Annotated in this window: 21 protein-coding genes; 9 read left to right on the top strand and 12 right to left on the bottom strand. The window is 35.4% G+C overall.

The window, feature by feature from the left end; all coding sequences use genetic code 11:
* Positions 1-2 precede the first annotated feature (2 nt).
* The 3 genes from ABEG63_RS10265 to ABEG63_RS10255 are packed head-to-tail and all read right to left on the bottom strand — an operon-like array spanning position 3 to position 2456.
* Positions 3-608, bottom strand: a complete 606-nt coding sequence (locus ABEG63_RS10265; RefSeq protein ID WP_346584523.1) for a DUF2911 domain-containing protein — start codon at positions 606-608, stop codon at positions 3-5.
* 28 nt (positions 609-636) lie between these two features.
* Complete coding sequence (locus tag ABEG63_RS10260) at positions 637-1680, bottom strand: methylated-DNA--[protein]-cysteine S-methyltransferase (RefSeq protein ID WP_346584522.1); 1044 nt, start codon at positions 1678-1680, stop codon at positions 637-639.
* A complete protein-coding gene (locus tag ABEG63_RS10255) occupies positions 1680-2456 on the bottom strand; it encodes an isocitrate lyase/phosphoenolpyruvate mutase family protein (protein WP_346584520.1) in 777 nt (258 codons plus the stop codon). Before ABEG63_RS10255 ends, ABEG63_RS10260 begins: the two co-directional genes overlap by 1 nt.
* A 244-nt stretch (positions 2457-2700) precedes the next feature.
* Between ABEG63_RS10255 and ABEG63_RS10250 the strand changes: the two genes are divergently transcribed.
* The 8 genes from ABEG63_RS10250 to ABEG63_RS10215 all read left to right on the top strand — a co-directional run bounded on the left by ABEG63_RS10250 (position 2701) and on the right by ABEG63_RS10215 (position 11285).
* Positions 2701-3435: a hypothetical protein gene (locus ABEG63_RS10250; RefSeq protein WP_346584518.1), complete on the top strand. Its 735-nt coding sequence runs from the start codon at positions 2701-2703 to the stop codon at positions 3433-3435.
* 354 nt (positions 3436-3789) lie between these two features.
* Positions 3790-5070, top strand: coding sequence for an L-fucose:H+ symporter permease (gene fucP, locus ABEG63_RS10245; protein ID WP_346584516.1), 1281 nt, complete (start codon positions 3790-3792; stop codon positions 5068-5070).
* A 133-nt stretch (positions 5071-5203) separates the two neighbouring features.
* On the top strand, positions 5204-6844 hold the full coding sequence (locus tag ABEG63_RS10240) for an altronate dehydratase family protein (RefSeq protein WP_346584514.1): 1641 nt from the start codon (positions 5204-5206) through the stop codon (positions 6842-6844).
* Positions 6845-7051: 207 nt separating this feature from the next.
* Entirely contained in the window at positions 7052-7816 is a 765-nt protein-coding gene (locus ABEG63_RS10235) for an SDR family oxidoreductase (RefSeq protein ID WP_346584512.1), read from the top strand.
* 238 nt (positions 7817-8054) lie between these two features.
* Positions 8055-8906, top strand: coding sequence for a fumarylacetoacetate hydrolase family protein (locus ABEG63_RS10230; protein ID WP_346584510.1), 852 nt, complete (start codon positions 8055-8057; stop codon positions 8904-8906).
* A complete protein-coding gene (locus ABEG63_RS10225) occupies positions 8903-9232 on the top strand; it encodes an L-rhamnose mutarotase (protein WP_346584508.1) in 330 nt (109 codons plus the stop codon). The genes ABEG63_RS10230 and ABEG63_RS10225 overlap by 4 nt, the downstream gene beginning before the upstream one ends.
* A gap of 217 nt (positions 9233-9449) precedes the next feature.
* Positions 9450-10274 carry an amidohydrolase family protein gene (locus ABEG63_RS10220; protein ID WP_346584506.1) on the top strand — a complete coding sequence of 275 codons (825 nt, stop codon included), beginning with the start codon at positions 9450-9452 and terminating at the stop codon, positions 10272-10274.
* A 228-nt stretch (positions 10275-10502) separates the two neighbouring features.
* Positions 10503-11285, top strand: coding sequence for an SDR family oxidoreductase (locus ABEG63_RS10215; RefSeq protein WP_346584505.1), 783 nt, complete (start codon positions 10503-10505; stop codon positions 11283-11285).
* Between the two features lie 312 nt (positions 11286-11597).
* Here the strand turns inward: ABEG63_RS10215 and ABEG63_RS10210 are convergent, their stop codons facing one another.
* From ABEG63_RS10210 to ABEG63_RS10195, 4 genes are all read right to left on the bottom strand, one after another.
* Positions 11598-12284 (bottom strand): HNH endonuclease, encoded by a 687-nt coding sequence (locus ABEG63_RS10210; RefSeq protein WP_346584503.1) that lies wholly within the window; start codon positions 12282-12284, stop codon positions 11598-11600.
* Positions 12285-12403: 119 nt separating this feature from the next.
* Positions 12404-15583: a carbamoyl-phosphate synthase large subunit gene (carB, locus tag ABEG63_RS10205; protein ID WP_346584501.1), complete on the bottom strand. Its 3180-nt coding sequence runs from the start codon at positions 15581-15583 to the stop codon at positions 12404-12406.
* Positions 15584-15859: 276 nt separating this feature from the next.
* The gene (locus ABEG63_RS10200; protein WP_346584499.1) at positions 15860-16933 is read right to left on the bottom strand and encodes a carbamoyl phosphate synthase small subunit; all 1074 of its coding nucleotides are present in this window, start codon (positions 16931-16933) and stop codon (positions 15860-15862) included.
* Between the two features lie 164 nt (positions 16934-17097).
* Complete coding sequence (locus tag ABEG63_RS10195; RefSeq protein WP_267405334.1) at positions 17098-17988, bottom strand: aspartate carbamoyltransferase catalytic subunit; 891 nt, start codon at positions 17986-17988, stop codon at positions 17098-17100.
* Positions 17989-18231: 243 nt separating this feature from the next.
* On the opposite strand from ABEG63_RS10195, the gene ABEG63_RS10190 reads away from it, so the two are divergent.
* Complete coding sequence (locus ABEG63_RS10190) at positions 18232-18693, top strand: Lrp/AsnC family transcriptional regulator (protein WP_267405335.1); 462 nt, start codon at positions 18232-18234, stop codon at positions 18691-18693.
* 169 nt (positions 18694-18862) lie between these two features.
* Here ABEG63_RS10190 and argH read toward each other — a convergent pair whose 3' ends face one another.
* The 5 genes from argH to ABEG63_RS10165 form a co-directional block, all read right to left on the bottom strand.
* Positions 18863-20167 carry an argininosuccinate lyase gene (argH, locus tag ABEG63_RS10185; protein WP_346584497.1) on the bottom strand — a complete coding sequence of 435 codons (1305 nt, stop codon included), beginning with the start codon at positions 20165-20167 and terminating at the stop codon, positions 18863-18865.
* A 645-nt stretch (positions 20168-20812) separates the two neighbouring features.
* Positions 20813-21895 (bottom strand): M20 family metallo-hydrolase, encoded by a 1083-nt coding sequence (locus ABEG63_RS10180; RefSeq protein WP_346584495.1) that lies wholly within the window; start codon positions 21893-21895, stop codon positions 20813-20815.
* Positions 21870-22664 (bottom strand): acetylglutamate kinase, encoded by a 795-nt coding sequence (gene argB, locus ABEG63_RS10175; protein WP_346584493.1) that lies wholly within the window; start codon positions 22662-22664, stop codon positions 21870-21872. Before argB ends, ABEG63_RS10180 begins: the two co-directional genes overlap by 26 nt.
* Before the next feature lie 69 nt (positions 22665-22733).
* Entirely contained in the window at positions 22734-23693 is a 960-nt protein-coding gene (locus ABEG63_RS10170) for an acetylornithine carbamoyltransferase (RefSeq protein ID WP_346584491.1), read from the bottom strand.
* A 12-nt stretch (positions 23694-23705) separates the two neighbouring features.
* Complete coding sequence (locus ABEG63_RS10165; protein ID WP_346584490.1) at positions 23706-24845, bottom strand: aspartate aminotransferase family protein; 1140 nt, start codon at positions 24843-24845, stop codon at positions 23706-23708.
* Positions 24846-25025: the final 180 nt, after the last annotated feature.

Raw genomic sequence — 25025 nt, 5'->3', positions numbered from 1 at the left:
GCTTAACCTTTTGATTTTGCAGCGTCGGATTCAATTTTTTTGATTTCCTTTAATTTATCGGCAATCTTAGTTACAGCATCCGGGCTTGATGGTTTTAAAGCCACCTCAACCTGCGCCATATCCCATTTAATTACCAAATTCCCAGAGTTTTCTCCTGTTGGATTCAACGTAATTTCAAACCATTCCTGCTTATCTGTCAACGGATTTACCGGAACCATAACGTCTACCACATCCTGTTTTGGATCGTAAGTATAAGCACCCCACTGTTGGAAATCTTTATTTAAAATCACCTTCCATTCTTTTTCAGTCGGAACGATGAATAATCCGTAAGTACCTGCAGGAACTACTTTTCCGCCGAAATTAACAGATTGTCCGAAAGTAATTTTTGTAGATGAGTTTGCTCCCGCTCTCCAAACCTGTCCGTAAGGCACCAATTCTCCGAAGATCTTACGCCCTTTTACCCCAGGTCTTCCGTAGTCAACCGTGATTTTAGACATTGAAAACTGCTGCTCAACCTTCTGACGCGGGCTCGCTGCCGGCACCGAATAATCCTGAGCAAAACTTAAAGCTGAAGCCGATATGCAAACTGCAAATAGTAACTTTTTCACGTGTAAATTTTTGTCTAAAATTACGAAATCAAAACAAAATAGCCTTCTCCAATTCCAATAATTTTTGTTTACGCCAAATTCCTCCAGCATAGCCAACTAAGTCGCCATTTGAGCCAATCACGCGATGACAGGGAATTACAATCGCTATTTTATTAATTCCGTTGGCCGTTCCGACCGCGCGGATTGCTTTTAAATTTCCTAATAATTCCGATTGTTGTTTATAGGTTCTCACCTCTCCCATTGGGATTTCTCTTAACAATTGCCAGACTTTTTGCTGAAAATCGGTTCCGATGATTTGTAAAGGAACCTCAAAACCTATTCTCTTTCCTTCAAAATATTCTTTTAACTCTGTTTCAAGTTGTGGAAAGTGCTTATTTTCTCCCTGTACAATTTCAGCATGTAACGCTTTAGATAATGACGTGAACTGCTTTTCTATATTTTTACGATCGGTGAATTCAAGCATGCAAATACCTTCATCGGTGGCACATGCATACATGGTTCCCAGCGGAGTTTCAATTCTTTTAAGATCAATAACCATTTGTTTCTTACTATTTTTAGGCGAAGTTCCGAGAATATTTTTAAAACTTTCATTGAAACCGCTTAAACTTTCATATCCTGAATCTAACGCTGTTTCGATAATACTTTCCCCATTTTTTATCTTCTTAAATGCTGCATTCATCCGGAATTCTCTCTGAAAAGCCTGGAAAGTCATTCCGTGATTTTTTAAAAACCATCGACGAAGCGTTACGGGTTCTATATTTCTTTTTAAAAGGTCTGCATCTTTTATTTTTAATGATACATTTTGAGTCAATTCGGTTAATAATTCCTGAATATATGGAGGCGTTTCATTTAATTTTTTCAGAGGCTGACATACTTTACATGCTCGATATCCTTTTTCGATGGCTTCTTCGGTCGTTAAGAAAAATTCTACATTTTCCCGCTTTGGCTTTCGGGCAGTACAAACGGGACGACAAAATATTTCTGTCGTTTTTACCGCCATCCAGTAGATACCTTCAAATGAAGAATCTTTATCCAAAGACGCTTGATACATTCTTTCCTCTGTTAGTTTCATTAGGATACAAAAATCGGAGAAAAACTTTTAACATTGATAATTTCCTCATCTTTTTCTGCTAATTTTTGATAAATATATCCGTTAGCAAAATTACCAGATGAAATTCTTTTTACCCCTAATTTTTTCAGTGTATTAAAATCAGGAAGCTCAGGCATCGCCATCACATTCACCGGAAGTTTTGTAGAATTTACGATGGTTTCAATATCTTTTTCATCAGTAATGCAAGGGACAAAAATTCCATCAATTCCGGTTTCTTCAAACAATCTTACTCTTTCTAAGGTTTCTTCTACAGGATTTTCCAGTCCTAATAAAAAGGGATCTGTTCTCAGGTTAATGAAAATATCAATATGAGTTTCCTTTAATTTTGAAATAATTGATTTTAATTTTTCAGCAAAAACTGTTTTCTCTTCGATCTTTCTGAGGCCATCAACCACATAACTATCTTCAATATTAATTCCGACAACTCCGATCTCAGCTAATTTTGAAATATTTGCAACGATTTCGTCTGCATTTTTTCCATAACCGCCTTCCAAATCAACCGTTAACGGAATTGAGATTGACTTTAAAATTCGCTCAACAATATAAAGATATTCAGTAAAGCTCATATTTTCTCCATCTTCATACCCTAAACTGTGCGCAACCGCCGAACTGGAGGTTGCCACCGCTTTATATCCTAAATTTTCATACACTTTAGCACTTTGAGGATTCCAAACATTTCCTAATAATAAGGGTTCATCATTGTTATGCAGTTCTTTAAAAGTCTGAATATTCGTCATATTTCTTTTTTTTGACAAAACTATGGCTTCAGAAATCTACGGACAACCGAAAAATGGACAAGTATTTTTGTCTCTCAAAAATAAAAAGTAATTTAACCTTTATAATTTTAAACTGATAATCTCTTACATAATGTTAAAAAAATCAATCTTAATAATTACCATACTTATATCATTTTCCTTTTTTAAATCTCAAGAGAAAATCCCTTTTCGTCTTACTAAACACAATAATATCATTGTCAAAACTTTGGTTAACGGTAAAGATTCTCTTGATTTAATGTTTCAAATTGCGATGGAAGACGCTTCTCTTTCTCCTGACCGAACAAGAAAAGCAGATCATATTTTGTTCAAAAATGAAATTAGTAACGGAAATACGGTAAAAATCGGAAGTAAAGAATATAAAAACATTCGTTTTTTTGATAATGAACTCACAGGTCATGAAGCCGACGGAAAAATCGGAACAGGAATTTTTAAAGGAAAAGCTTTTAAAATCGATTACGACAATCATCAGTTTGTTGTTTATGATACAATGCCGGATTTGGAAGGTTATAGCTCAACCCCATTATTTTTCAATGACGGACAGTTTTTTATCGCTGCAGATAATATCATTGATAATCAACAACAGGAAGTTTATTTTTTACTACAATCAGGATATTCTGGCGGAATTCTTTACAGCAACGAATTTGCAGACGGAAAACAATTAGACCAAAAATTAAAAGTCTCTGGAGAGAAAATATTAAAAAATTCTGCCGGACAAAGTGTGATTACCAAACAAGGAATTTTACCCTTTCTAAAAATAGATAATATTGTTCTGAAAGACGTTTCAGCAGGATTTTTTGCTGGCGATCTCAAAACCCAAAAAGTGAGTTATTTCGGAGCCGATCTATTGAGAAGATTCAACTGGATTTTCGATGCCGACCGAAATAGGGTGTATATTCAAAAAAGTAAATATTTCAACGCTCCCTATTACAAGATCATATAATTTAAAACAATATTATACAATAGAAGACTTTCCGATTGGGAAGTCTTTTTTAATAGATTCTAAAGTGAATTATTTTTCTAACATTGGCAAAGCTCATTTACAATCACTGCTTAAAAAAGAAAATATAATAATAAATTCTCACAAAAACCACATTATAATTAAACTATCTTGTACTATCCTGCCCTATCGATTTTTATTCTATAATTTTTTTATACATTTAAAAAATCAGAAAGTGTTGAAATTTTGAATCCAAACAATAAGCTCGTTCGATTCAAAAATATTCTTATTAAAGATGATTATCACTTTCAGCATACACATAAAAACAGATATTAATGTATAAAACAAACCAGATCGATGAATAATGCCCAAACCGGAAGTTCGCTTTCTTCTATCTCCCGAAAAAAAAATTATGGACTGCCCCTCATACTTATCACAAGTCTGTTCTTTTTTTGGGGATTCATCCATAATCTGGATCCTATTTTAATTAAACATTTACGAAGTGCTTTTCAGTTGAGTCACTTTCAGGCTTCATTGGTCGATTCTGCCGTTTTCGCAGCGTACTTTTTACTCGCTATTCCAGCCGGAATTATCATTCAAAAGTATGGTTACAAAACAGGAATTTTAACCGGATTATTCTTGTTTGCAGCGGGTTGTTTTCTATTTATTCCTGCTGCGAATACAATCAGTTATCTGTTTTTTCTTGGAGCTTTGTTTGTGTTATCGTGTGGTTTAGCAATTTTGGAAACTGCGGCGAATCCTTATATCACAATCTTAGGCGAACCAGAAAAAGCAGCACAAAGATTGAATTTCGCTCAGTCTTTCAATGGTTTAGCAGCCTCTGTCGCTCCCATTATTGGCGGAATTTTTATTTTGGGCGAAGAACCAAAATCTCAGGAAGAACTCTCCACACTTTCTGAAACTGCAAAATTAGCCTACATTCAGGCGGAAACATCTTTGGTAAAAGGGCCTTACCTGATTTTAGGATTAATCCTTTTATTGGTGATGATTTTATTTCTATTCATAAAACTTCCGGAAGTATCGGAAAATAAAGAAAAATCAACGAAAAATTTCTTACAGGTTTTAGGTGTGAAAAATGTTGGATGGGGCGTTCTGGCTCAGTTTTTTTATATCGGAGCTCAAATTTATGTCTTTAGTTTTCTTTTGGTTTTTGCGGAAGATGCCATCCAAATGAAAGGTCAGGAAGCCAAATATTATGCAGGTGTTGCCGGACTTTTATTTATGATCGGACGCTTTGCCGGAACATTTTTCATGAAATATATTTCGCCACAAAAATTATTGGGAATTTACAGTGTAATCAGTATCGTCCTAAGTATTTGGATTGTGATTGGATCGGGAATTTCAACCTTATATGCACTTGTTTTACTGACGTTTTTCATGTCAATCATGTTTCCAACGATTTTTGCTTTAGGAATTGAAGGAGCAGCTTCGGAAACAAAATCTGCATCGAGTTTATTAATCATGTCGATTGTCGGAGGCGCAATCATTCCGCCAATAGCAAGTAAAATCACAGATATTTCAGGAAATATTCATTTATCTTATGTTGTTCCTGTCATCTGTTTTATCATCGTATTTCTGTTTTCATTAAGATTCAGAAATAAAAATTCTGTAGAATAAATTAATACGAAATAAAAACCTTTCTGATCTTATTTAAGTGAAACGCCTTTGCGAACTTAAAAACAGTTAGTAGTAAAAAAAATCTTTGCGCTCTTTGCGTTAAAACAAAGCGCATAAAAAGGATAAACTAAAAATGAGTAATTTAATTTTAAAAATAAATCAAAAAGACAATGTTTTGGTCGCATTGCAGGATATTCCCGCAGAAACCGAAATCATTTTCGAAAGTGTAACATACAAGACTTTAGAAGCCATTCCTGCAAAACATAAATTCTTTATGAACGACATGAAACAAGGCGATGAAATCTTTATGTATGGCGTTTTAGTGGGAAAAGTTCAGTATGATTTGGGAGCAGGAACCCGAATGACGACAGACAACACCAAACACGCAGCCGAACCTTATTATTACCGTGAAGTCGATTATCATTGGACAAAACCTGATGTCAGTAGATTTTTATATAAAACTTTTAAAGGATATCACCGTTCAAATGGCGATGTCGGAACAGCAAATTACTGGCTTTTTATTCCGACTGTTTTTTGTGAAAACCGCAATCTGGATATCATTAAAGAATCCCTATATAACGAACTCGGATATGCTGTAGATGCAAAATACAAAAGCTACACGCATCAATTGGTAGAAGCCATTTCAAAAGGAGAAAATTTGGATGATCTTGATTTTTCGCCATCCAATATTCTCGCAAAAGAAAGGATTTTTAAAAACGTTGACGGAATCAAATTTCTCAATCACACAGGCGGTTGTGGCGGTACAAGACAGGATGCAGATACACTCAGCAAATTGTTGGCTTCTTATGCAGACCATCCCAATGTTGCAGGGGTTACGTTACTAAGTTTGGGTTGTCAACATCTTCAAATTGATAATTTTAAAAGAGACTTATACAACAGAAATCCTGATTTTGATAAACCTTTACTCGTTTTTGAACAACAAAAAGCCGAAAGCGAAGAAACCATGCTTAAAAATGCAATTTTCGGAACATTAAAAGGGCTTCTTGAAATTAATAAAATTGAACGTGAAGATGCACCCATCAGCAAACTATGTGTGGGTGTAAAATGCGGCGGAAGCGATGGTTTCAGTGGGATTTCAGCCAATCCTGCGGTTGGTCATTTGGCAGATATGCTTTCCGTTTTGGAGGCAAAAGTTTTACTCGCAGAATTCCCAGAATTATGTGGTGTTGAACAGGAATTAATCGACCGTTCCGTAGACAAAGAAACCGCCGAAAAATTCATCAAATTAATGACGGAATACGATGAACTCGCTCATGCAGTCGGTTCAGGATTTTATATGAACCCATCTCCGGGAAATATCAAAGACGGATTGATTACCGATGCCATAAAATCTGCAGGAGCAGCTAAAAAAGGAGGTTCATCGCCGGTTGTCGATGTTTTGGATTACACAGAATCTGCCACCAAACCGGGATTGAGCTTAGTTTGTACACCGGGAAATGATGTAGAAGCAACCACAGGAAAAGCAGCTTCCGGAGCAACTTTAATTTTGTTCACAACAGGTCTTGGAACTCCGACAGGAAATCCGGTTTGTCCAGTCATTAAGGTTGCTACCAATACAGCTTTAGCAACAAAAATGTCGGATATTATTGATATTGATACAGGTGCGGTTGTTCGTGGTGAAAAAACGATTCAGGAAATGGGAGAAGATATTTTAGATTTCTGCATTGAAGTCGCCAGTGGAAATATTATTCCTAAAGCTGTTGCATTGAATCAAGATGATTTTATTCCTTGGAAAAGAGGGGTGAGTCTTTGATGGAAGAGCCAAGTTAAAAGTAAAAAGAATCAAGGTTGGAGTAAGTCGCATTAAGAATGAAAAGTAAAATAAAGATGGTATTATTTTCAAAATCAGCAGTAAGCCTTAGCTGAGTGAAACGCCTTTGCGAACGAAAAATATGCAGAACAATATTAAAAAAATCTTTGCGCACTTTGCGTTAAAAACAAATAAATAATTAAGATAAAAATGTTTTCATTAAAAAATAAAAAAGCAGTAGTAACAGGCGGAGGAAGCGGAATCGGACAAGCCATTGCCGTTCAGCTTGCAGCCAATGGCGCAGAAGTTCATATTCTCGAAATCACAGAACAAAACGGACAGGAAACGTTGGAAAAAATACAATCTGCAGGAGGAATTGCGAAAGTTTATGCTTGTGATGTTTCCAGACAAAAAGATGTTTTGGAAGTTTTTGATCAAATCGGATCGATCAATATTTTAGTTAATAATGCCGGAATTGCACACATCGGAAAAGCAGACAACACTTCAGAAGAAGATTTCGACAGAATTTATAATGTCAATATTAAAGGTGTTTACAACTGTCTGTTTGCAGGTATTCCACAAATTAGAAAATCAAATGGTGGTGTGATTATCAATATGGCTTCGATTGCAGCATTGGTCGGAATTCCTGATCGTTTTGCTTACAGTACGGCAAAAGGTGCTGTAAAAGCAATGACTATGAGTGTTGCCAAAGATTATATCAATGAAAATATTCGTTGTAATTCTATTTCTCCGGCAAGAGTTCACACGCCTTTTGTGGATGGTTTTTTACAGAAAAATTATTCTGATAATATCGACGAAATGTTTGAGAAATTATCTAAAACCCAACCGATTGGAAGAATGGCGCAACCGGAGGAAGTTGCTTCTTTGGCGTTGTATTTATGTAGTGATGAAGCATCTTTCATTACAGGAGTAGACTATCCTATTGATGGTGGTTTTACAACTTTGAATAATTAAAAAATAACCTACGAATTACTTTCTTTAACGCAATGTTCGCAAAGATTACAAATAAAACTGATAAAAAAATTTCGTTCGCAAGGGCACTTCGTTCAGCAAATGATAGCAATATGTTTTCGCTGAGTGAAACGCCTTTGCGAACGAAAAATATGCAGAATGATAATACAAAAAATCTTAGCGTCCTTTGCGTTAAAATAATTTTAGGCAAAAACAAAAATCAAATTAATAAAATTTAAAAATGAAATTAATAAAATTCGGAAAACCGGGACAAGAAAAACCAGGAATCATTATCAACGAAAAAAGATATGACGTTTCTCATTTGGTAAAAGATTATGATGAAAACTTCTTTTCCGGCGATGCCCTTGAAAGATTAAAATCTGAAATAAATACCCACAATTTACCCGAAATTTCTTCTGAAGAAAGATTAGGATCTCCTTTGGCAAGACCTTCCAAAATTATTTGTGTGGGCTTGAACTATAAAGATCACGCGGCAGAAACCAATGCTCCGATTCCACAGGAACCTATCTTGTTTTTTAAGGCGACTTCGGCGATTGTTGGTCCGAATGATGATCTGATTATCCCTAAAAACAGTACAAAAACTGATTGGGAAGTTGAATTGGCAGTTGTTATTGGAAAAAAAGCAAGTTATATTTCCGAAGAAAATGCACTTGAGCATGTTGCAGGATATGTTTTGCACAATGATTATAGTGAAAGAGCCTTTCAAATCGAGAGAAACGGACAATGGGTAAAAGGAAAAAGCTGCGATACGTTTGCGCCAATTGGACCTTTTATTGCAACTCCTGATGAAATTGAAGATGTTCATAATTTGCGCCTTTGGTTAAAGGTGAATGGGCAAATTTTGCAGGATGGAAATACTTCAAATTTGATTTTCAATATCCCTTTTGTGGTGAGCTATATTAGCCAGTTTATGACATTGCTTCCGGGAGATGTGATCACGACAGGAACGCCTGCTGGTGTTGGTTTGGGACAAAAACCTGAACCTTGGTATTTAAAAGCTGGGGATGTTGTTGAATTAGGAATTGACGGTTTGGGAAGCAGCACTCAAAAAGTAAAAGCATACGACGAATGAAAAAATATTGTCTTGCTTTAGACCTTATTGATAATTCTGAATTAATCGCAGAATACGAAAAATACCATCAAAATGTCTGGCCGGAAATCAGGCAAAGTATTTTGGATTCGGGAATTACGAATATGGAAATTTATCGTGTTCAAAATCGGTTGATAATGATAATTGAAGCGGATGAAAATTTTTCTTTTGAGGCTAAAAATGAAGCTGATAAAAACAATGCTAAAGTTCAGGAATGGGAAGAACTGATGTGGAAATTTCAGCAACAGTTGCCCAAATCGAAGACTGGAGAAAAGTGGAAATTGATGGATAAAATATTTTCGCTGTAAATTTTTGAATGTATAATTTTTTAACCGCAAAAGATTCAAAAGATAAGGATTGAGAAAATAGAATTTCAAAAGTTTACAAAATGTAAAAATTGGTTATCAATTGTTTTGTTAACTTTTGATTATCTAAAAACATCAGAAAAATCTTTTGCCTCTTTTGCGGTAAATATAATTTTATCACACAATATTTCACATTTTAATTCAACAAAAATTAATTAATATGATTATTGATTCTCACGTACATTTTTGGAAATTCGATCCGATTCGGGATGCCTGGATTACGAATGAAATGACTGCAATTCGGAGAGATTTTCTGCCTGAAGATTTTTCGTTTTATGTAAATGAAAATCAGGTTGAAGGTTGCATTTCAGTTCAGGCAGATCAAAGTGATGAGGAGACTTCTTTTTTGTTGAATTTAGCGAAAGAAAATCCTTTCATCAAAGGAATTGTCGGCTGGATTGATCTGACTTCCGAAAAGATGGAAGAATCTCTTCAAAATTATCAATCTGAAAAACTAATCAAAGGTTTCAGACATATTGCAGAAGGAGAAGAAATGGGATTTTTGTTGCAGGAAAATGCTCTGAATGGAATCAAAACACTTCATCAATTCAATTATACTTTTGATATTTTGTTGAGGCATCATCAGCTTTTGGATGCGGTAAAGCTTTCCGAAAAACTACCAGATCAATGTTTTATTTTAGATCATTGCGGAAAACCGGATTTAAAAACGAATGATCTAAAAGACTGGAAATCGAACATTTCAGAATTAGCAAAAAATCCGAATATGTATTGTAAAATTTCAGGACTTTTAACGCAAGGAAATTGGAACTTAATTGATGAAAAATCAATTTTCGAAATTTTAGATTTTGTTTTTTCTCAGTTTGGAATTAAACGTTTGGTTTTCGGAAGCGATTGGCCGGTTATGTTGTTGGGTGGAAATTATGCTTTATGGATTGGTTTGATTTCTAAATATTTAAATCAGTTTTCGAAAGAAGATCAGGAACTTTTTTTCTTTGGAAATGCTGTGAAATTTTACAATTTATAATTAATTTTTTACTACAAAATATTTTGACACATGAGTCACATTAGATTAAGTTTAAAATTTTTGAGAATATTTAGAACACATAAGTTTTTAAAAATCAAAGATTTTTAATTTGAAAATATATTGTAATAAAAAACTTTGTGGTCTTAGTTAAGTGAAACGCCTTTGCGAGCTTAAAAACATTTAGTAGTTAAAAAAATCTTTGCGCACTTTGCGTTTAAAAACAAAAACATGAATTTAAATTTAGATAATAAAATAATTATCATAAGTGGCGGTGCAAAAGGCATCGGAAATGGTATTGCTAAAATCTTAGCCGAAGAAAAAGCTTTCCCAATCATCATTGGAAGAAATGAAGAAGATAACAAAAAAGCTGTTCAGGAAATTATTAATAATGGAGGAAAAGCAGATTTTGTAACTGCTGAACTTTCTCAACCCGAAGAATGTAAAAAAGCCATTGATGAAGTGGTAAAAAAATATGATAAAATCGATGGAATCGTTAATAACGCTGGAGTCAATGACGGTGTTGGGTTGGAAAACGGTTCGTATGAAGGATTTATGTCGTCCTATCACAAAAATGTGGTGCATTATTATCTTTTGGTTCATCATGCACTTCCCTATTTGAAGGAAAATAAAGGTTCGATTGTTAATATTGGAAGTAAAACTGCCGAAACCGGACAAGGCGGAACTTCAGGGTATGCCGCAGCAAACGGTGCAAGAAATGCTTTAACAAGAGAATGGGCGGTAGAACTTTTACCTTACAATATTCGTGTGAATGCTGTGATTGTTGCAGAAGCATGGACTCCGCTTTACCAATCTTGGATTTCTACTTTTGAAAATCCGGAAGAAAAACTGAAAACGATTACTTCCAAAATTCCTTTAGAAAACAGAATGACAACTTCGGAAGAAATTGCGAATATGGTTGCGTTTTTGTTATCTGAAAAATCTTCGCATACAACGGGACAATTGATTCATGTAGATGGTGGATATGTGCATTTGGATAGGAATTTGGGGTAATATAAAATTCTTTTGTCTTGAAACAAAAGAACCAAAAATTCGAGACTTTGAAACTTCCACTAAAAATTAAAATTTAATCCTAAAATTCCCAAAACTTGCGCGAATTCAAGATTTGTTCTCCGGTTGAACATTTGTCTCGCGCTTCGAACAGTGGTAATTTTTTAACGGATTAATTTTTAATTTTCTTAACACTCCATTTTCCTATGTCGTAAAATATTGAAAACATAATCATTCAGATTTAACAGAATCCGATATCTCATATCAAGACAATTCTTAAATTATTAGCATTTTGATACAATTTTAGTTAAATATTTACATTTTAAATAGAAGCTCTTTAAATATTTCTCTATGTCGTCTCAAAAATGGAATATTTTCATAATGTATTTTATAGAGTTTAAATGATTTATTTATACCTAATTGGAAAAATAAGATTTCATCAATTTTATAAGAAAGTATTATTGAACCGTCATCATCAAATGAAATAAATCCTTTATCAAATAACTTATCGATATTTGGCTGAAGCAATAATCCATTGTATTTACTTAATCTTTCTACATCTGTTGCAATTTTCCAAGGCAAAATATGAGATGCAACAAGGAATTCTACTTTTTCAAATTGACTTACTGAACATTTACCCCATAAATCAATCAAATCTTTACGGAATTTTCCTTGTCCTATTCTTGCTTTCGTTAATAATTCTTTCTGAGTTTTTGATATTTCTTTAGAATTAATTTCCTCTATATCTTGCAGTATGTTATATTCTGATGCTAAAAATCTTTTGTAAGTAGCTAAAGCCGTTTTTAAGCTACTTTTATCTTTATATACAAGTTTCTTAATTTTTAAAATATTAAAAAGATTATCAGCATTTATTGTATCTGAATTAATGTCTATGCCATTCTTTAATAAAAAACTTAACCTACTTCTATAACTTGAACTTGAGCCTTTACCCAATCCGATATCTGTTAAATAATATCTTAATTCTGATTCGTTTATAATCATGGTCTTTTATAATTTTTTTCAAATACTAATTTATAGAATTCTTTAAGTCCACAAAACTCTTTTAAACAAAAAACCTCGCAAGAAAACTTACGAGGTTTAAAAATATCTTAATCCGAAAACTACATCGTTTCCATTTTGAAACTCATGCTTTCAAGAACTTTCAATATTGCTTCAACCGTATCCATTGATGTTAAACAAGGAACACCGTTTTCCACGCTCATTCTTCTGATCTGGAAACCGTCTCTTTCGGCTTGTTTCCCTTTGGTAGTCGTGTTTACAACGTACTGAACTTTGCCTTTCTGGATCAAATCGATAAGATTTACATTATCTTCATCTATTTTATATCCGATTTTGCAAGGAATTCCTTTTTCTTCGAAGAATTTTGCCGTTCCTTCCGTTGCCCAGATTCTGAAACCAACTTCATGGAATCTTGCCGCCAAATCTGCCGCTTCCTGCTTGTGCTTATCTGCCACTGTAAACAAGATCGAACCGTGAGTCGGAAGTTTCATTCCTGCAGCAACCAAACCTTTGTAAAGTGCCTTTTCTAAGGTTGTATCTTTCCCCATTACTTCTCCGGTAGACTTCATCTCTGGGCCTAAAGAGATATCAACTTTCGTTAATTTCGAGAAAGAGAACACAGGAACTTTTACAAAAACACCTTCTTTGTTCGGAACCAATCCGCTTTCGTAACCTAAATCTTTCAGTTTCTGACCTAAAATAGCTTTTGTAGCTAGGTTTGCCATCGGAACATCTGTAATTTTAGATAAGAATGGAACCGTTCTCGATGAACGTGGGTTTACCTCGATCACATACACATTTCCATCAAAAAGAACGTACTGGATGTTCATTAATCCAATTACTTTTAGTCCTTTTGCTAATCTTTTAGTATAATCTACCAAAGTATCAACCTCACTTTGTGAAATATTTTGTGGCGGATACACGGCAATCGAGTCTCCGGAGTGAACTCCCGCTCTTTCGATGTGCTCCATAATTCCAGGAATTACCACTGTTTCACCGTCGCAAATGGCATCTACTTCGATTTCTTTTCCAACCATGTATCGGTCGACCAAAACAGGGTGTTCCGGGCTTGCGTCTACCGCAAACTCCATATAATGAGCCAATTCTGCTTCGGTATACACAATTTCCATCGCTCTACCTCCCAAAACGTAGCTCGGACGAACCAACACCGGATAACCGATTTCGTTGGCAATTTTTATCGCTTCTTCTTTCGATGTTGATGTTTTTCCTAAAGGTTGTGGAATTCCCATTTCCTGAAGAGCTTTTTCGAACTTATCTCTGTTTTCAGCTCTGTCTAAATCTTCCAGAGAAGTTCCTAAAATCTGAACTCCATGAGAAGCCAGTTTATCTGCTAAGTTAATCGCCGTTTGTCCACCAAACTGAACCACAACTCCTTTTGGTTTTTCAAGATCGATGATGTTCATTACATCTTCTTCCGTTAAAGGCTCGAAGTATAATTTATCTGAAATCGAGAAGTCTGTAGAAACCGTTTCAGGGTTATTGTTGATGATGATCGCTTCGTAACCCATCTCTTTGATTGCCCAAACTGAGTGAACTGTCGCGTAATCAAACTCAACACCTTGTCCGATTCTGATTGGTCCAGAGCCTAGAACAATGATTTTTTCTTTGTTTGAAACTACAGATTCGTTTTCCTCTTCATACGTTCCATAGAAATATGGAGTTTCAGATTCGAATTCAGCAGCGCAGGTATCTACCATTTTGTAAACCGGCATTACTCCGTTTTCTTTTCTGAAATTGAAAACTTCACGCTCTTTTACATCCCAAAGAACAGCGATATTTATATCTGCGAAACCTAATTTTTTAGCTTCTAATACAATTTCTTTGTTGAATTTATTTTCAGCGATAACTTTTTCGAAATCAATTAATTTTTTGATTTTCCAGATGAAGAATTTATCGATTTTACTCCATTCTACGATTTGTTCCCAGTCATAACCTCTTCTTAAGGCATCACCGATGATGAACAATCTCTCGTCATCACAAACTCTGATTCTTCTTTCGATTTCTTCAGCCGTTAAAGCTGCTGCTTGCTTAGTTTTTAAACCAATATGTCTAATTCCGGTTTCCAAAGAACGGATGGCTTTCTGTAAAGATTCTTCGAAATTTCTTCCGATGGCCATTACTTCACCCGTTGCTTTCATTTGGGTTGATAATCTTCTGTCCGCCGTTTCGAATTTATCGAACGGGAATCTTGGGAATTTAGTTACCACATAATCCAAAGCTGGTTCGAAACATGCGTAAGTCTTTCCTGTAACCGGATTCATGATTTCATCTAAAGTTAATCCTACAGCGATTTTAGCAGCGATTTTAGCAATCGGATAACCTGTTGCTTTTGATGCTAACGCTGATGAACGGGAAACTCTCGGGTTTACTTCGATGATATAATAATCAAATGAATGCGGGTCTAACGCCAACTGTACGTTACATCCCCCTTCAATTCCTAATGCTCTGATGATTTTTAGTGAAGCATTTCTCAACAACTGATATTCTCTGTCTGAGAGCGTCTGAGAAGGCGCCACAACGATTGAATCTCCTGTGTGAACCCCAACCGGATCGATATTTTCCATGTTACAAACCACAATCGCGTTGTCGTTTGCATCACGCATTACTTCGTATTCAATTTCTTTGAAACCTGCGATTGATTTTTCAATCAAACACTGCGTTACCGGACTGTGTTTTAATCCTAATTCAGCAATTTCTTTTAATTCAACCTCGTTGGAAGCGATACCTCCTCCTGTTCCACCCATTGTAAAGGCTGGACGAACAATGACAGGATAACCGATATTGTCCGCGAAATTCAAAGCTCCTTCTACCGTGTTTACGATGTCAGATTCCGGAACTGGTTCGTTTAATTCTCTCATCAGTTCACGGAACAAATCTCTATCTTCCGCTCTGTTGATGGCTGATAGTTTAGTTCCCAACACTTCAACTTTGCATTCTTCAAGAATCCCTGATTTTTCTAACTCTACCGCCATGTTCAGACCAGTTTGTCCACCCAAAGTAGGTAAAAGCGCGTCTGGACGCTCTTTTCTGATGATATGACTTACAAACTGAAGTGAAATCGGCTCGATGTAAACTTTATCTGCGATTTCAACATCCGTCATAATCGTTGCAGGGTTTGAGTTAATCAAAATTACCTTGTAGCCTTCTTCCTTCAAAGACAGACAAGCCTGCGTTCCTGCGTAATCAAATTCCGCCGCTTGACCGATGATGATTGGACCTGAACCGATTACTAAAATTGTTTTTATGTCGTTTCTTTTCATTTTAAATTTATCCTTTTTGTTAATGTTGAACCCTTTCGGGTTCTGATGATGGTTATTTCACCGTTTTCCATAGGTTGCACCTACGGCTATTCATATTGAATCCTTCGGATTCTTTTAATTTCAGCGGCGAATTGCACGCAGCCCGACTTGAGCGGAAATCCTTTTTTGCCATCCTGATTTTTCTATTTTAGCTGAAAAGTTCTGCAAAAAGATTGGCAGCCCTTCGACTTCGCTCAGGATAAACTACAGGCGGATTAAGCTGCCCAAATTTATATTCTACTTTTTAAAATCTTCCATTAACTGGATAAACTCATCAAATAAATAGTTCGCATCTTCTGGACCTGGACTTGCCTCTGGGTGATACTGAACGGAGAAACAAGGGTGAATTTTGTGTTTCAGACCTTCGTTTGTTCTGTCGTTCAATGCGATATGTGTTTCAATTAAGTCTGTATTTTTCAAACTTTCCTGATCCACTGCATAACCGTGGTTTTGAGAAGTGATCGCTACCGTATTTTTCTCTAAATCCAAAACCGGGTGATTTCCTCCTCTATGTCCGAATTTTAATTTGAAAGTTTTTGCTCCACAAGCCAAGCCGATCAATTGGTGTCCTAAGCAGATTCCAAAAATTGGAACTTTTCCTAGAATCCCGTTAATCATTTCAAGAGCCTGTTGGTTATCTTCAGGATCCCCAGGACCGTTTGACAACATTACTCCGTCTGGATTCATCAGTAAAATTTCTTCTGCTGTTACATCTTGAGAAACTACCGTAATGTCGCAATTCCTTTGAGATAACTCTCTGATAATTCCTAATTTAGAACCAAAATCTACCAACACCACTTTCAAGCCTCTTCCTGGGTTTGCGTAAGATGTTTTTGTAGAAACCTGCTCCACCTGATTGGTTGGGAAATTTGTTGATTTTAATTCTGAAACGACTGTGCTTTCGTCTGCATCAGCGTTTACGATTTTTCCTTTCACCACTCCGTAGTTACGAAGAATTCTTGTCAGCCTTCTGGTGTCGATGCCTGAAATTCCTGAAAGTTTTTTCTTTTTAAATAATTCATCTAAAGTAATCTGAGTACGGAAATTCGACGGCAAATCACAAAGCTCTTTTACGATAAGCCCTTTGATAGCCGGCTCTATACTCTCATAATCATCTCTATTAATCCCATAGTTTCCGATTAATGGATAGGTCATACACACAATCTGACCGCAATAAGACGGGTCAGAGATCAGTTCCTGATACCCTGTCATTCCGGTATTGAAAACTACTTCTCCTGCAGTTTCCAATTCTGCTCCGAAACCTTCTCCATGAAACACTTCACCGGACTCCAGTATTAACTTTTTCTTCATTTTAAACTTTTATCTCTTATTATTTATTTATTATCTTAATTAATAGATCGCTCCTACGGAGCTCTTTCTATCTTTATTCTTTACCACGGGTTTCACCCGTATCTATTAACAGGTCGCCCTTTCAGGGCTCGCCAACTTTTTACTTTTATCTTTTTACTTGGCTCTTACTTAAAAGTAAACCCTTGTTGCTCCAAAGCTTCTTTTAAAATGGCCATTCTTGCGAAAACGCCGTTCTGCATTTGTTTGAAAACTCTTGAACGTTCGCATTCTACCAAATCTGTATCAATTTCTACTCCTCTGTTGATTGGAGCCGGATGCATGATGATGGCTTCCTTTTTCATCGCTTTTTCTCTTTCTTTCGTCAAACCATATTTTCTGTGGTAATCTGAAGCTGAGAAACTCATTTGTGAATCGTGCCTTTCATGTTGGATTCTTAATAACATTAAAACATCAACCTCAGCAATTAATTCATCCACATTTAAATACGTTCCGTTGATTAAAGCACCTTCGTCAAACCACTGTTCTGGCCCTGAAAAATATACTTTAGCTCCTAATCTTCTTAATGCCTCAGCATTTGAATTGGCAACGCGGCTATGTTTTACATCTCCAACGATTCCTATTTTCAAGCCTTCAAATTTTCCAAATTCCTGATAAATTGTCATTAAATCCAGCATACATTGAGATGGGTGGTTTCCCGTTCCGTCACCTCCATTGATGACAGGAATTTTTATGTTTTTTAATTCTTCAAAATATCTGTCTTTTTTATCTCTGATCACGACAAGATTTACCCCGACACTTTCAATGGTTTTTACCGTATCATATAAACTTTCGCCTTTATTTACCGAACTGTGAGAGGCATCAAAGGGAACCACCTGTAAGCCTAATTTTCTTTCGGCAATATCAAAACTTGTTTTCGTTCTCGTACTGTCTTCAAAGAAAAGATTTGAACAAAAAACTTCGCCTTCTATTTTAGCTGTTTTTCCGTTCGCAAAAGCCAGCGCTTCTGTTACTATACTGTTGATTCTCTCGGTGCTTAGTTCTGTAATTGTAAACATAATATCTTAAATTTTTTACAAAAAAAAAGCGAAGAAAATATCTTCGCTTAATATAAATAAATATCGTAAAGGGCGTCTGCGCCCGGTAATTCTAATGATATAAATACTGTGTTATTCATTAGGTGCAAAGATACAAAAATTTTACAAACCGACAAAATCTAATTTAGATTTAGATTAAAAAATCTTAATCTCTCGTTATTTTCATTTATATATATTATTTTTGTTACAACTCAACCTTATTATATGGATTTAAAAGACAGAATGATTCTCAGCATAATTCAGGAAGACTCTACTTTATCAGTGAAAGAAATCTCCGAAAAGATTGGTCTTACCTTTACTCCAACCTATGAAAGAATCAAACAACTGGAGAAAAACGGAATTATAGAGAAATATGTGGGTCTTTTGAATCGTGAAAAACTGGGCTTGAATATCGTGGTGTATTGTAATGTTCGTCTGAAAGAGCAATCTCAGAAAGTTTTGGAAACATTCGAAAAAAACATTGGCAAACACGATGAAGTTCAGGAAATCATTAGCCTGTCCGGCGAATATGATTATATGCTGAAAATTATTGCAAAAGACATTAATTCTTACAATGAATTTGCCGTCAACATCATTTCAAATATTCCAAACATCGGACAATACCACAGCTCAATCGTACTTCACGAGGTTAAAAAATCTACTAAGTTTAAAATTGATTTGGATTAAAATTTTATTTAAACCTAATCTTTTTCTTAATAAATTAAAGATGCTTCGACTTCGCTCAGCATGACATCTCTAATACTAACGTTTTTTATTAGCGATTCATTTGTAGCGTTGTCATGCTGAGCTTGTCGAAGCATCTCATCATCAATCTTAAACATTCTTTTGTTTAAAATCAACCCAATAATTTATTTTTCAGTTTATTAAACTGATATTCTATTTTATCCAGACAAAGATTTCCTATACTTCCCTGATGGGTGTGATTAAGATTTCCGATTTCAAAATCAAACTCATTATTTTCAATCTCCTGTCCTACTTTTACATACGCATCGCGAAATGAACTCCCGTTTTTCACTTCTTCATTTATTTTCTCAACGCTGAAAAGATATTTATACTTTTCGTCTTCAAGAATTCCGTCTTTTACCTGAATGTTTGGTAAGGTATAGTTTAAAATTTCCAGACATTTCTTTAATGAATCGATTGCCGGGAAAAGAATTTCCTTCGTCAACTGCATATCTCTATGATAACCTGAAGGAAGATTATTTGTCAACAAAATAAACTCATTCGGCAACGACTGAATTCTGTTGCAACGTGCACGAACCAACTCGAAAATATCCGGATTCTTCTTGTGAGGCATAATGCTGCTTCCCGTTGTAAACTCTTTAGGAAAGCTTATAAAATCAAAATTCTGACTTAAATAAAGGCAAACATCGTAAGAAAACTTGCCTAAAGTTCCCGCCAAAGTTGCCATTGCCATCGACAACATTTTTTCAGATTTTCCACGCGTCATTTGAGCGTAAACTGAATTATAGTTCATCGACTGAAAGCCTAAATTATACGTCGTACTCTCACGATCAATCGGGAAAGACGAGCCATAACCCGCCGCCGAACCTAATGGATTTTTATTGATGATATTTTTTACCGAAAAAAGCATTTCAACATCATCCAACAACGCTTCTGCATACGCTCCGAACCATAATCCAAACGATGAAGGCATCGCAATCTGCAAATGCGTATATCCCGGAAGCAACACGTTTTTATGTTGGTCTGCCAATTTGATTAATATTTGAAAGAATTCGTCCGTTAAAGCAGTAATTTCACGAATTTCATCAACTAAATACAATTTAATATCTAATAAAACCTGGTCGTTTCTTGAACGCGCCGTGTGAATTTTCTTTCCGGTATCACCTAGTTTTTCAATTAAAATAGATTCGACCTGAGAGTGAATATCTTCTGCGTTTTTATCTATTTCAAAAGTTCCGTTTTCGATATCTTCTAAAATTTCTGCCAAAACAGACAACATCTGCTTCGATTCTTCGTTGGAAATAATTCCAACTTCTGCCAACATTTTACAGTGCGCCATAGAACCTTTAACATCGTATTTTGCCAAACGCTCATCAAAGTCAAGATCCTTCCCGACTGTAAATTTATTAACTAATATATTGGTGGCAAGGTCATCCTTCTGCCATATCTTTTTCATATTTTTTTCTTTAAAAATTTAATCTGTTTTGAAAACTCAGCAGGACGCCCTTATTATTTTGTACAAGCAATAAACATTTCCACATGGTAAAGCCTTTCATTTTTAATTTTAATTTTTGCATAAATCTTTATTAAAAATATTCAAACTTCATCGCCTGCTGAGTAAGGTCAAAACATATTTGAGTTAGAAGATGGGAGCCTGATGCTGGAAGTTGACTACCAACCGCTTTATCTTCATTCTTTATTTTATTCATCTTCTCATTCCGACGAACGAGAAATCCATTTAATATTATCAAAAAAGATTCTTCAATCCACTTGAATGAAAAAACTTTTTTTTATTATATTTTTCTTTTGTCTTGAAATTGAAGATTCGACGTAGTCAAACAAAAGAAACAAAAATTGCCTCCGTAAAGTCGGCGAATGTTATTTCAAGATTTGGAAACTTCCGCTAAAAAATATTTTTATTCTCTAAAAATCCCAAAACTCGTGCGAATTGAAGATTGGTTCTTTGATCCACTATTTGTGTCGCACTCAAACAATGGGATTTTCTTAACGTTCATAAAATTATTTTTCTTACACTATATTTTCTTAGGTCGATATTTTTTACGCTTCATAAACTTCCATCATCCATCTTCCCGCTTCCAGCCTATAAAACCTTCTCTAAAATCTTGATATAAATCTCAATTCCTTCTGCAATTTCTTCAATGAAAATAAATTCATCCGCCGTATGAGAGCGCCTACTGTCGCCAGGCCCAAGCTTTACAGAAGTACAAGGAATAATCGCCTGATCGGATGAAGTTGGTGAACCGTAAGTTGTCCTTCCGATTTCTAGACCGGCTTGAACAAACGGGTGATCCATTTCAATTTTTGAAGAATTTAATCTGAAGGATCTTGCCGTTAAAGTTGATTTCATCTGTGATTGGATGATTTCAAATGCTTCTTTATTAGAATATTCATCTGTAACCCTCACATCTAAAGTAAAAGCACAAGATTCCGGAACGACGTTATGCTGAACTCCAGCGTGAATCCCTGATAACGTTACCTTTACCTCACCCAAATAATCCGAAACTTTTGGAAATTTGAAGCTCAGAATTTGTTGCAAATCTTCCATACATTTCACAATCGAGTTATCGTTATTCGGATGAGCGGCGTGAGAAGGAGTACCTTTCATTTCCCCATCAATAACCAAAAGTCCTTTTTCCGCAATCGCCAGATTCATCTGCGTTGGCTCTCCTACAATGGCGAGCTCCACATTCGGAAGCTGCGGAAATAAAGCTTCGATCCCATCAAACCCTGAAATCTCCTCCTCAGCCGTCAAAGCAATAACTAAATTATATTTTAAATCTTCTTTATCAAAAAAATGCAAAAAAACCTGCGCCATCGAAACCAAAGAGGCGCCTGCATCGTTACTTCCCAATCCAAATAATTTTCCGTCTTTTTCGATTGGCAAAAACGGATCTAAAGTGTATGCTTTATTCGGTTTTACGGTATCATGATGCGTATTCAGCAAAATTGACGGCTTGAAAACATCAAAATTTTTATTCACCGCCCAGATGTTATTTTTAAAACGTTTTGTCGGAATCTGATGCTTTTTGAAAAAATTTTCAATCTCAACAGACGTATTAAATTCATCTTTGCTGAATGACGGAATCTCAATCAGTTTTTTCAACAATTCTACTGCATTATTCAGTAATTCTTCTTTACTATAAACAGATTTCAGTTCCTGCATGTTGATGTTCTATATGGTTTTTTAGTTCGGTTTCTTTAATTAAGAATACCTTATTTACATTATTTTTCACTGCTCCCAAAGCATTTTCTAACTTTGGAAGAATTCCTTTGTGAAGTTTCCCTTCCTCTTTTAAGGTTGAAAATTCTTCTTCAGAAATATTTTTTATAACGGATTCAGGATTGTTTACATCTTCCAAAACGCCTTCTTTATCGAAACAATACAACAATTCAACATCATATTTTACCGATAATGACTGAGCAATAACCGAAGCAATCGTGTCTGCGTTTGTATTAAAAAGATGTCCTTTTTTATCATGAGTAATTGCTGAAAATACAGGAACCAATTCCAGTTTAAGCAATTTTGAAATTAATTTTTTATTGATACTTTTCTCCGTAATATCGCCAACAAATCCGAAATCTATTTCGTCGTTTTCTCTTTTTTTTGCTTTAATCAGATTCGCATCTGCTCCTGAAAATCCAATGGCTTTGCATTTTTTATGCTGAAGTTTTGCGACAATATTTTTATTGATCCTTCCCGCATACACCATCGCCACAATATCCAAAGTATCTTTATCTGTGATTCTTCGCCCGTTCACCAACTTCTGCTCAATGCCTAATTTATCTGCTAAAGTCGTTGCTAATTTTCCGCCTCCATGAACAAGGATTTTCTTTTCTTGAATTTCAGAAAACTGTTGAAGAAATTGTTCTAATAATTCCTCATCATCAATTAAAGCACCTCCTATTTTTATGATGTATAATTTTTCTTTCATTTTTTATACATTTTTAGATAGGATTACATCCTATCCTGATTTAAATCGTCCTTTCAGGACTCCAATAATTTATTTAGAATTTAACTCATGCAAGATTTCAGAGAAAACTGCCTGAGCCGAGAAAATTCGGTTTTTTGCCTGCTGATAAATGATAGAATTTTCACCATCCATCACCTCATCGCTCAATTCTACATTTCGACGAACCGGAAGACAGTGCATTACTTTTGCCTGGTTGGTATTTTCCAGTTTTTCGTTCGTCAACATCCAACTTTCTTTTACTTCTGGCATTGCCGCATAGTCATCAAAAGACGACCAGTTTTTAACATAGATAAAATCTGCATCTTTTAATGCTTCGTACTGGTTGTGAATCACTTTCACATCTTTGGTGAAGTTTTTATCCAAATCATAACCTTCAGGATTGGCGATTACCAACTCAACATCCATTTCCTGCATCCATTCTGCGAAAGAGTTTCCTACGGCATGAGCAATCGGTTTGATATGAGGCGCCCAAGTTAAAACGACTTTCGGTTTACACTCTTCTTTCCAGTTTTCAGTGATAGTAATGCAATCTGCCAAACTTTGTAAAGGGTGACGAGTAGCGGATTCCAATGAAATAACCGGAACTTTTGCGTGTTGCTCGAACTGACTTAAAATACTTTCGTTCACATCATCTTCCTTGATTTTCATTCCTGCAAAACAACGAACTGCAATGATGTCACAATATTGATTTAATACTTCAATCGCATCTTTAATATGCTCAACGGTGTCGCCGTTCATCACCGCACCATCAGCAAATTCTAAATTCCATGCTTCCTGAGCAGCATTTAATGTTAAAACATTTAAACCTAAATTCTGCGCCGCAATCTGACTGCTTAAACGGGTTCTCAAACTTGAATTTAAAAAGACAAGTCCGATGGTTTTTCCTTTTCCTTTCTCGGTTTCCGAAAGAGGATTTTCTTTAATTTGTAAAGCTTTTTTTATAATATCCTGTAAGTTTTCAACATCACTTACAGAGGTGAATTTTTTCATTTTGAATTGATTTTAAAGATTTTCTAAAACAGTTTTTAAAGCACTGATGAACAAATCAGTTTCTTCTTTTTTAATGTTAAGCGCCGGAAGGATCCTCAACACAGCCTTATCATTAGAATTTCCCGTGAAAATATGATGATTGTACAACAGGCTGTTCCTCACTTCTGAGCAATCCCTGTCGAGTTCAATCCCAATCATCAACCCTTTCCTTCGGATCGTTTTAATATGTGGAAAATCTTTAATTTCGTTTTCAATATAAGCGCCCATTTCCTGAGCATTTTCGATGAGATTCTCATCTTTCATTACGTCCAGAACGGCAATCGCCGCAACACAAGCCAAGTGATTTCCTCCGAAAGTTGTTCCCAGCAAACCGTTGCTTGCCTGAAATTTTGGATGAATTAAAACGCCACCAATCGGGAAACCATTACCCATTCCTTTTGCCGTTGTGATAATATCGGCTTCAATTCCGAATTCCTGATGTGCAAAGAAATAGCCGCTTCTTCCGTATCCTGACTGAACTTCATCCAAAATCAAAACAGCATCATGTTTTTCGCATAATTCTTTGATTTTAGTTAAAAATTCAATCGTTGGAATCATAATTCCGCCAACGCCCTGAATCCCTTCAATAATAACGGATGATATTTCACTTCCTTGTTTTTCGAAAACCTCTTCAAGTTGTTCGATATTATTCCATTCAGATTTTATAAATCTTTCATCATAATTTACCGGAGCAACAATTTTGGGATTATCCGTCACCGAAACCGCTGCCGAAGTTCTTCCGTGGAATGAACGTGAAAAATACAGCACTTTGCTTTTTCCGTTATGAAAAGATGCCAGTTTTAAAGCATTTTCATTCGCTTCAGCTCCTGAATTACACAGAAATAAATTATAATCTTCCAAACCTGAAAGTTTTCCTAATTTTTCAGCCAATTCAGTCTGTAATTCGTTCTGAACTGAGTTTGAATAGAAAGATATTTTATCTAACTGGTTTTTTAATTGTGCTTGATAATGCGGATGGTTGTGCCCGATAGAAATCACAGCGTGACCTCCGTAAAAATCAAGATATTTTTCTCCTTTATCGTCCCAAAGAAATGATCCTTGAGCTTTTATTGGATTTATGTTGAATAATGGATATACGTTGAATAAATTCATTTTTTTGTTTTTTTATTAATTTCTTTTGCCTTGAAGCAAAAGAAACAAAAGTTCAAGACTGGAAACTTCCGCTAAAAAATATTTTTGTTCTCTAAAAATTCTAAAACTTGCGCGAAATTTACATTTGTTCTTCGGTTCGACATTTGTGTCGCGCTTCGAACAGTAGAATTTTCTTAACGT

Source organism: Chryseobacterium sp. C39-AII1 (assembly GCF_039672645.1).
Classification (GTDB): Bacteria; Bacteroidota; Bacteroidia; order Flavobacteriales; family Weeksellaceae; genus Chryseobacterium.
This window is presented reverse-complemented; position numbering and strand designations above follow the sequence as displayed.

Bases quoted from the DNA above. Each gene is read 5' to 3' on its own strand.
- ABEG63_RS10255 (WP_346584520.1), bottom strand. From the start codon at position 2,456: ATGACGAATATTCAGACTTTTAAAGAACTGCATAACAATGATGAACCC.
- fucP (WP_346584516.1), top strand. From the start codon at position 3,790: ATGAATAATGCCCAAACCGGAAGTTCGCTTTCTTCTATCTCCCGAAAA.
- ABEG63_RS10165 (WP_346584490.1), bottom strand. From the start codon at position 24,845: ATGAATTTATTCAACGTATATCCATTATTCAACATAAATCCAATAAAA.
- ABEG63_RS10230 (WP_346584510.1), top strand. From the start codon at position 8,055: ATGAAATTAATAAAATTCGGAAAACCGGGACAAGAAAAACCAGGAATC.
- ABEG63_RS10220 (WP_346584506.1), top strand. From the start codon at position 9,450: ATGATTATTGATTCTCACGTACATTTTTGGAAATTCGATCCGATTCGG.
- argH (WP_346584497.1), bottom strand. From the start codon at position 20,167: ATGAAAAAGATATGGCAGAAGGATGACCTTGCCACCAATATATTAGTT.
- ABEG63_RS10180 (WP_346584495.1), bottom strand. From the start codon at position 21,895: ATGCAGGAACTGAAATCTGTTTATAGTAAAGAAGAATTACTGAATAAT.
- ABEG63_RS10210 (WP_346584503.1), bottom strand. From the start codon at position 12,284: ATGATTATAAACGAATCAGAATTAAGATATTATTTAACAGATATCGGA.
- argB (WP_346584493.1), bottom strand. From the start codon at position 22,664: ATGAAAGAAAAATTATACATCATAAAAATAGGAGGTGCTTTAATTGAT.
- ABEG63_RS10260 (WP_346584522.1), bottom strand. From the start codon at position 1,680: ATGAAACTAACAGAGGAAAGAATGTATCAAGCGTCTTTGGATAAAGAT.
- ABEG63_RS10215 (WP_346584505.1), top strand. From the start codon at position 10,503: ATGAATTTAAATTTAGATAATAAAATAATTATCATAAGTGGCGGTGCA.
- ABEG63_RS10240 (WP_346584514.1), top strand. From the start codon at position 5,204: ATGAGTAATTTAATTTTAAAAATAAATCAAAAAGACAATGTTTTGGTC.
- ABEG63_RS10170 (WP_346584491.1), bottom strand. From the start codon at position 23,693: ATGAAAAAATTCACCTCTGTAAGTGATGTTGAAAACTTACAGGATATT.
- ABEG63_RS10235 (WP_346584512.1), top strand. From the start codon at position 7,052: ATGTTTTCATTAAAAAATAAAAAAGCAGTAGTAACAGGCGGAGGAAGC.
- ABEG63_RS10195 (WP_267405334.1), bottom strand. From the start codon at position 17,988: ATGTTTACAATTACAGAACTAAGCACCGAGAGAATCAACAGTATAGTA.
- carB (WP_346584501.1), bottom strand. From the start codon at position 15,583: ATGAAAAGAAACGACATAAAAACAATTTTAGTAATCGGTTCAGGTCCA.
- ABEG63_RS10200 (WP_346584499.1), bottom strand. From the start codon at position 16,933: ATGAAGAAAAAGTTAATACTGGAGTCCGGTGAAGTGTTTCATGGAGAA.
- ABEG63_RS10190 (WP_267405335.1), top strand. From the start codon at position 18,232: ATGGATTTAAAAGACAGAATGATTCTCAGCATAATTCAGGAAGACTCT.
- ABEG63_RS10225 (WP_346584508.1), top strand. From the start codon at position 8,903: ATGAAAAAATATTGTCTTGCTTTAGACCTTATTGATAATTCTGAATTA.